Origin of the sequence: Streptomyces poriferorum (genome assembly GCF_019399235.1) — a bacterium.
Taxonomy (GTDB): Bacteria; Actinomycetota; Actinomycetes; order Streptomycetales; family Streptomycetaceae; genus Streptomyces; species Streptomyces poriferorum.
Genome location: NZ_JAELVH010000355.1, coordinates 1 through 5,821 on the forward strand (window position 1 = coordinate 1; position 5,821 = coordinate 5,821).

Here is a 5,821-nt window from a genome sequence, read left to right on the forward strand (position 1 = left end):
GGGGCCGGGGCCGGGGCCGGGTGCGTGGGCGTGGGCGATGTCGCGTACGTGGGGGCCGGGGCTCTTGGCGACGATCCGTGTCACCAGCGCGGCCGGGTAGCCGGGTCGTGCCCGGTCGTAGCGCTGTGCGTCCACGCCGAAGGACTCGGCCATCCGGCGGGCCTCGTGGGGCTTCGACGGGGGTGGTTCCGGGTGGTCTCTCGATACGATGGGCATGCGCCCACTTTAGTGGGCGCATGCCCACTCGCCAATGATGCGGGCGGGTCACATCATCGAGAGGATCTGCGAGTGCCTACCGGTGTGCACCTTCGCGACGCGCGGCAGCAACTGTTCGACGCGGCCGAACGCGTCCTGCTGCGGGACGGTCCGAACGGGCTGACCAGCCGGGCCGTGACCGACGAGGCGGGCTGCGCCAAGGGCGTCCTGCATCGGCACTTCGCCGACTTCGACGCCTTCCTCGCCGGCCTCGTGCTCGACCGGGCCGCCCAGTTGGAGATGCAGTCGAGTGCGTTGCGCGAGTCCGCCGGCACCGGAACGGTGGCCGGGAACCTCACCGCGGCACTGGCCACCCTGTTCGGACCGGTTCCGGTGGCGATCATCCCGCTCATCACCTTCCGGGACGCGCTGCGCACCCGCTTGCGGGAGGCCCGGCCAGGAGGCGGCATCGCGATCCTCGCAGAGGCCACGACCGGGGTCGCCGCCTATCTGGCCGCCGAGCGTGAGCTGGGCCGTATCGCGGCCGACGCGGACATCGACTCGCTCACCCTGTCCCTGGTCGGCGGCGGGCATCTCCTGTTCACGGACCGCGAGGCCCCCGGCCCGCCGGACACGGCGGCCGTCGAACGGTTCGTGGCCGTGGCAGTCGCCGACGTGGTGCAGCGCCGGCAGCGCCGGTGAGCGGCCCTGTGGGGTCCGGGCCGGGGGCCGGGAGCTGTGCTGGGTGGGCGCGGAGGCCCGGTTCAGAGGGTGGTCGGGGTCTGGAGCTGCTGGGTCCAGTGGGCGCGGGCCTGTTCGCGGGAGCGGAGCAGGGCGACGGTCGGCAGGCCCTGTTGCTCGCCGGTGGTAAGGAGTTCCGGCAGTCGGGGCAGGGGTGCGACGGCCGCGATGTCGTCGAGGACGAGCGTCATTGGTGGGTCGAGCCGACCGTCGGATGACCGTGCGGCCATGCGGCGGCCGTGCTCGACCACGTCTGAGGCGAGCGCGGTGAGCAGGGGCATCGCCCCGGGGCCCGAGCGCGGGTTCTCGATGGGTTCGCCGACCACATAGAGGCTGCCCCCCTCGTCCACGAATGATTCCAGCGCGAGCGAATCGGCTCGGTTCGGTGTGCAGGCGTCCCGGATATGGACCGAGGACAGGGCTCCGAAGGCCCGGACCGTCAGTTCCTGGGCCATCTCGCGGCGTTCGGGGTGTGCCGTGAGCGCGGACTCCAGCAGGCCGGCGAGTCCGGAGGCCGCCTTGGGGTGCGTACGGAGCAGGCGCACCGGTTCATGGGCGCTGCCGCCGAGCGCCCAGCGGTGGACCTGGCGGAAGGGGCGGCCGTCGATCGCGGCGGCGTGCAGCCAGCACCGCAGGAGGGTCTCCGCGGTGTCGGCCGTCGCCGCGTCGATGCGGGACTGCGGTCGTACGGGGGCGAGGAGCGCGGCGGAGCGGGCGGCCGCGCGGTCGGGCTGTTCGCAGCCGGTCGTGGGGGACCAGTGGAGCCGGGCCGGGGTGTCGCAGAGGTGGCCGGGGTCGTAGACGAGGACCGGGCCGAGCTTGGCCCGGGCGTCCTTCGTCTCGGCCCAGACGCTGGGGTCGGAGGTGACGACGAGCACGGGCCCGTCCGCCTCGCGGATGGCCTGGACGGCGGTGGGCCGGCGGGTGGCGGCGGGGCCGTAGACGACGAGAGGGGTGCGCGGGGAGGGCACGACGGGCGGAAGGGGAGCGGCCGGGGGAGCGAGTGGTTGGGTGGTTTCGGCCGGGGCCGGGGCAGTCAGTGGCTGGGTGGCTTCGGACGGCGCGGTCCGTGGCTGGGTGGCTTGGGACGGCGCTGTCGGTGGCCGGGTGATTGCGGCCGGGGCCGCTTGTTCGGTGACCGGCTGAGCGGGGGCGGGTGCCTGGCGGGTCGCCCGCTCCTCGTGGACGTACTCCTGAGGGGGTTCGCTCCGCTGTTCCAGGCGTTCGGCGCGCTGCCGGGCCCGGACGCCTCGCCAGCGGGCGATCACGCCCATCACGAACACCGTCAGGACGACCAGCACCATCAGTTGCCCGATGAACAGGCCCCAGAACAGTCCGTACCCGGAGAGTTCGCCGGCCGGGGTGGCTGGCCAGGCGGCGGGCAGGTCGTCCGGGGCCTCGACCAGGCGGCGCATGGCCAAAGGGGTCTCGGCGAGGGTGACTGCGTCGGGCCAGCCGCCGTGGGCGAGGAGGCCGGCCAGACCGGTGGCCGTCCAGGCCAGCAGCGTCAGCCCGAGGAGGAAGAGCAGCAGCCCGATCAGCAGCCCGTCGGGGATGCCGCCACTGCTTCCGCTTCCGTTCCCGCCGCCGTTGCGTACATCGCCGCGCCCCGCACCCGCCATGTCATGCCACCGTTGACTCGGACGACTCGTTCAGCCGTTGCTGGTTCTCGATCCGTGCCGCGCGTTGCTCCGCCTCCAGTTCGGCGGCGCGTACGTCCTCCGGGAGGAGATCGGATGCCGAGGACTCGGTCATGGCGCGGTCGGTGAAGACGAGGGGGCGTTCGGCTTCGGTGATCAGGTGTTTGACGACCTGTACGTTGCCGTTGACGTCCCAGACGGCGATGCCGGGTGTGAGCGTGGGGATGATCTCGACCGCCCATCGGGGCAGCCCGAGCACCCGGCCGGTTGCTCTGGCCTCGTCGGCCTTCTGGGCGTAGATCGTGCGTGTGGAGGCCATCTTCAGGATGGCCGCCGCTTCCCGTGCCGCGGCTCCGTCGACCACGTCGCTGAGGTGGTGGACGACGGCGACGAACGAGAGTCCGAGCCGCCGGCCGAACTTCAGCAGCCGCTGGAAGAGCTGGGCGACGAAGGGGGAGTTGATGATGTGCCAGGCCTCCTCCACCAGGAAGATGCGTTTCTTCCGGTCGGGCCTGATCCAGGTGTGCTCCAGCCAGACGCCGACGATCGCCATCAGGATCGGCATGGCGATCGAGTTGCGGTCGATGTGCGAGAGGTCAAAGACGATCAGCGGCGAGTCGAGGTCGATCCCGGCGGACGTGGGCCCGTCGAACATGCCGCGCAGGTCGCCGTCGACGAGCCGGTCCAGGACGAGTGCGACGTCCAGGCCCCAGGCCCGTACGTCGTCTATGTCGACGTTCATCGCCTCGGCGGATTCCGGTTCCGGGTGGCGCAGCTGGTCGACGATGTCCATCAGGACGGGCTGGCGGTCGGTCGTCGTCTCGTTCACATAGGCGTGCGCGACCTTGAGCGCGAAGCCGGAGCGCTCGTCGAGGCCGTGGCCCATGGCGACTTCGATGATGGTGCGCAGCAGGGCGAGCTGCCCGGTGGTGGTGATCGCGGGGTCGAGCGGGTTGAGGCGGATCCCGCCGTTGAGCGCGGAGGTGGGGTCGAGGCGGATCGGGGTGAGGCCGAGCTCCTGCGCGATGAGGTTCCACTCGCCGACGCCGTCCTCGCCCTGGGCGTCCAGGACGACGACCTGGCGGTCGCGGAAGCGGAGCTGGCGGAGCACGTACGTCTTCTCCAGCGCGGACTTGCCGTTGCCGGACTCGCCGAGCACCAGCCAGTGCGGGGCGGGGAGCTGTTGCCCGTACAGCTGGAAGGGGTCGTAGATGTAGCCCTTGCCGGAGTACACCTCGCGGCCGATGATCACGCCGGAGTCGCCGAGGCCGGGGGCTGCGGTGGGCAGGTAGACCGCCTGGGCCTGTCCGGTCGAGGTGCGGACGGGCAGCCGGGTCGTCTCCACCTTCCCGAAGAGGAAGGCGGTGAAGGCGTCCGTCAATGCGGACATCGGATCTCGCATGGCGTGACTGACCTCCCTCTCGGTGTCGCGGACTGGTGGGTTAGCGGCGGATGCCGGTGGCGAACGGCAGGGTGTTGACGAACGCGCGGTGGTGCTCGCGGTCGCACCACTCCAGCTTCAGATACGACTTGCCCGCGGAGGCCCGGATCGTCCGCTTGTCGCGGGCGAGGGACTCGGGCGAGCGCGACGACACGGTGATGTACCCCACGAGGTTCACCCCGGCCGCGCCGCTCGCGAGATCTTCACCCCGCTGGTCGAGGCGGCCGTGGGCGGCGATGTCGCGCGGGTCGACGGTGCGGTTCATCTTGGCCTGTCGGCTGGCCTCGGCCTCGTCGTTGGTCTTCTCGGTGAGCATCCGCTCGATGGCGATCTCGGTCGGTTCGAGGTCCATGGTGACCGCGACCGTACGGATCACGTCGGGCGTGTGGACGAGGAGCGGGGCGAGGAAGTTGACGCCGACGGGCGTCATCGGCCATTCCTTCACCCAGGCCGTGGAATGGCACCAGGGCGCGCGGGTGGACGACTCGCGGGTCTTGGCCTGGAGGAACGTCGGCTCGACCGCGTCCAGTTCGGCCGGCCAGGCGTTGCGCTTCGTCATGGCCTGGATGTGGTCGATGGGGTGGTCGGGGTCGTACATGGAGTGGACGAGGGAGGCCAGCCGGCTCTGGCCGAGCGGCTGACGGACCCGGATGTCCGCCTCGGCGAGGCGGGCGCAGATGTCGGTGAGCTCGCGGGCCATGACGACGGCGAGCCCGGCGTCCCGGTCGAGCTTGCGGCCGGCGTGCGGGCGGGCGGCGCGGGCCATCGCGTTGGCCTCGGCGGCGAGCTCGCGGGTGAAGTGCATGCAGGCGACGAGGTAGGCGCGGTGCTGTTCGCTGGAGGTGGAGACCATGGACTGGAGCTGCTCGTACGACTCCTGCAGCCAGCCCGGGGAGCCCTTGTCGCCGCGCTGGGCGACGTCCTTGGCGTGGGCGTCGGGGTCGGCGGGCAGGGTGCGGGCCAGCATCTGGATGCGGGTGACGAAGCCGTCCCCGTTGGCGACGTGCTTGAGCAGGGTGCCGAACCGGTCGACGAGCGCTTCCTGGTCCTCGCTGTCGCGCAGCCCGACGCCGGGCCCCTCGATCTCGATGGCCGCGGTGACGGTGCGGCGGTCGGCGTGCAGCAGTACGGCGATCTCGTCCGGCCCGAAGGGTGCGGCCAGCCAGTTGATCCGGCCGATTCCGGGGGGCGGTCCGATCTCGACCTCACGCCCGTCGGCGCTGACGCCCGCCTCCATGGCGGTGGAGCGGTAGGACGTGCCTCGGCGCAGGGAGCGCTTGAAGCTGCGGTTGATCTCGAACCACTTGTAGAAGGTCCGGTGCTTGTACGGGACGTAGACGATCGCCAGGGCGAGCAGCGGGAAGCCGGTGAGCAGCACGATCCGCAGGGAGAGGACGGGGACGAGCAGCCCGCTCATCATGCCGAGGAACGCGCCGCCGATGATCAGGGCGATCTCGCCCGTCTCGCGGTTCTTGCCGACGATCGCGTTCGGCCGGGCGCGGCCGATGAGATACGTACGGCGGGGCGCGATCGGATGGGACTGAGTGCTCAACGCCCGCCACCTCCTGTGCTCTTGTTACCTGAACTGCCTGGTCCACCGGATCCGCCGCGTGAGCCGCGGCTGCCGTGCGGGGTGCCGGACGTGGGGCCCGAACCGCTGCGGGGCGGAGGTGCGGCGGAGGGGACAGATCCGCCGCCGACCCCGCTCCCGGAGTTACGGGAGCTGTGCGCGGCGACTCCGCCGCTGACCGGGTTGGCGGGCCGGCCGCCGCCGCTGTTGTCGCCGCCGTCCTGGCCGCCGCCG

At 71.7% G+C, this 5,821-nt stretch carries 4 protein-coding genes and 1 pseudogene; 1 reads left to right on the plus strand and 4 read right to left on the minus strand.

What is annotated here, in order from left to right; translation table 11 throughout:
* Positions 1 to 216, minus strand: a pseudogene (locus tag JGS39_RS35525) (hypothetical protein); the annotation flags it as partial.
* A gap of 72 nt (positions 217 to 288) precedes the next feature.
* On the opposite strand from JGS39_RS35525, the gene JGS39_RS35530 reads away from it, so the two are divergent.
* The gene (locus JGS39_RS35530; protein ID WP_219573888.1) at positions 289 to 897 is read left to right on the plus strand and encodes a TetR/AcrR family transcriptional regulator; all 609 of its coding nucleotides are present in this window, start codon (positions 289 to 291) and stop codon (positions 895 to 897) included.
* A 62-nt stretch (positions 898 to 959) separates the two neighbouring features.
* On the opposite strand, the gene JGS39_RS35535 is transcribed toward JGS39_RS35530, so the two are convergent.
* Genes JGS39_RS35535 through JGS39_RS35545 form a run of 3 tightly spaced genes read right to left on the minus strand, consistent with a single transcriptional unit; the run spans position 960 to position 5,569 of the window.
* Positions 960 to 2,558 carry a type IV secretory system conjugative DNA transfer family protein gene (locus JGS39_RS35535; RefSeq protein WP_219573889.1) on the minus strand — a complete coding sequence of 533 codons (1,599 nt, stop codon included), beginning with the start codon at positions 2,556 to 2,558 and terminating at the stop codon, positions 960 to 962.
* A 1-nt stretch (position 2,559) separates the two neighbouring features.
* Positions 2,560 to 3,978 carry an ATP-binding protein gene (locus tag JGS39_RS35540; protein ID WP_148019504.1) on the minus strand — a complete coding sequence of 473 codons (1,419 nt, stop codon included), beginning with the start codon at positions 3,976 to 3,978 and terminating at the stop codon, positions 2,560 to 2,562.
* A 40-nt stretch (positions 3,979 to 4,018) separates the two neighbouring features.
* Entirely contained in the window at positions 4,019 to 5,569 is a 1,551-nt protein-coding gene (locus JGS39_RS35545; RefSeq protein WP_219573890.1) for an SCO6880 family protein, read from the minus strand.
* Positions 5,570 to 5,821 lie beyond the last annotated feature (252 nt).

Coding starts and splice junctions, on each gene's coding strand:
- JGS39_RS35540 (WP_148019504.1), bottom strand. CDS start 3,978: ATGCGAGATCCGATGTCCGCATTGACGGACGCCTTCACCGCCTTCCTC.
- JGS39_RS35535 (WP_219573889.1), bottom strand. CDS start 2,558: ATGGCGGGTGCGGGGCGCGGCGATGTACGCAACGGCGGCGGGAACGGA.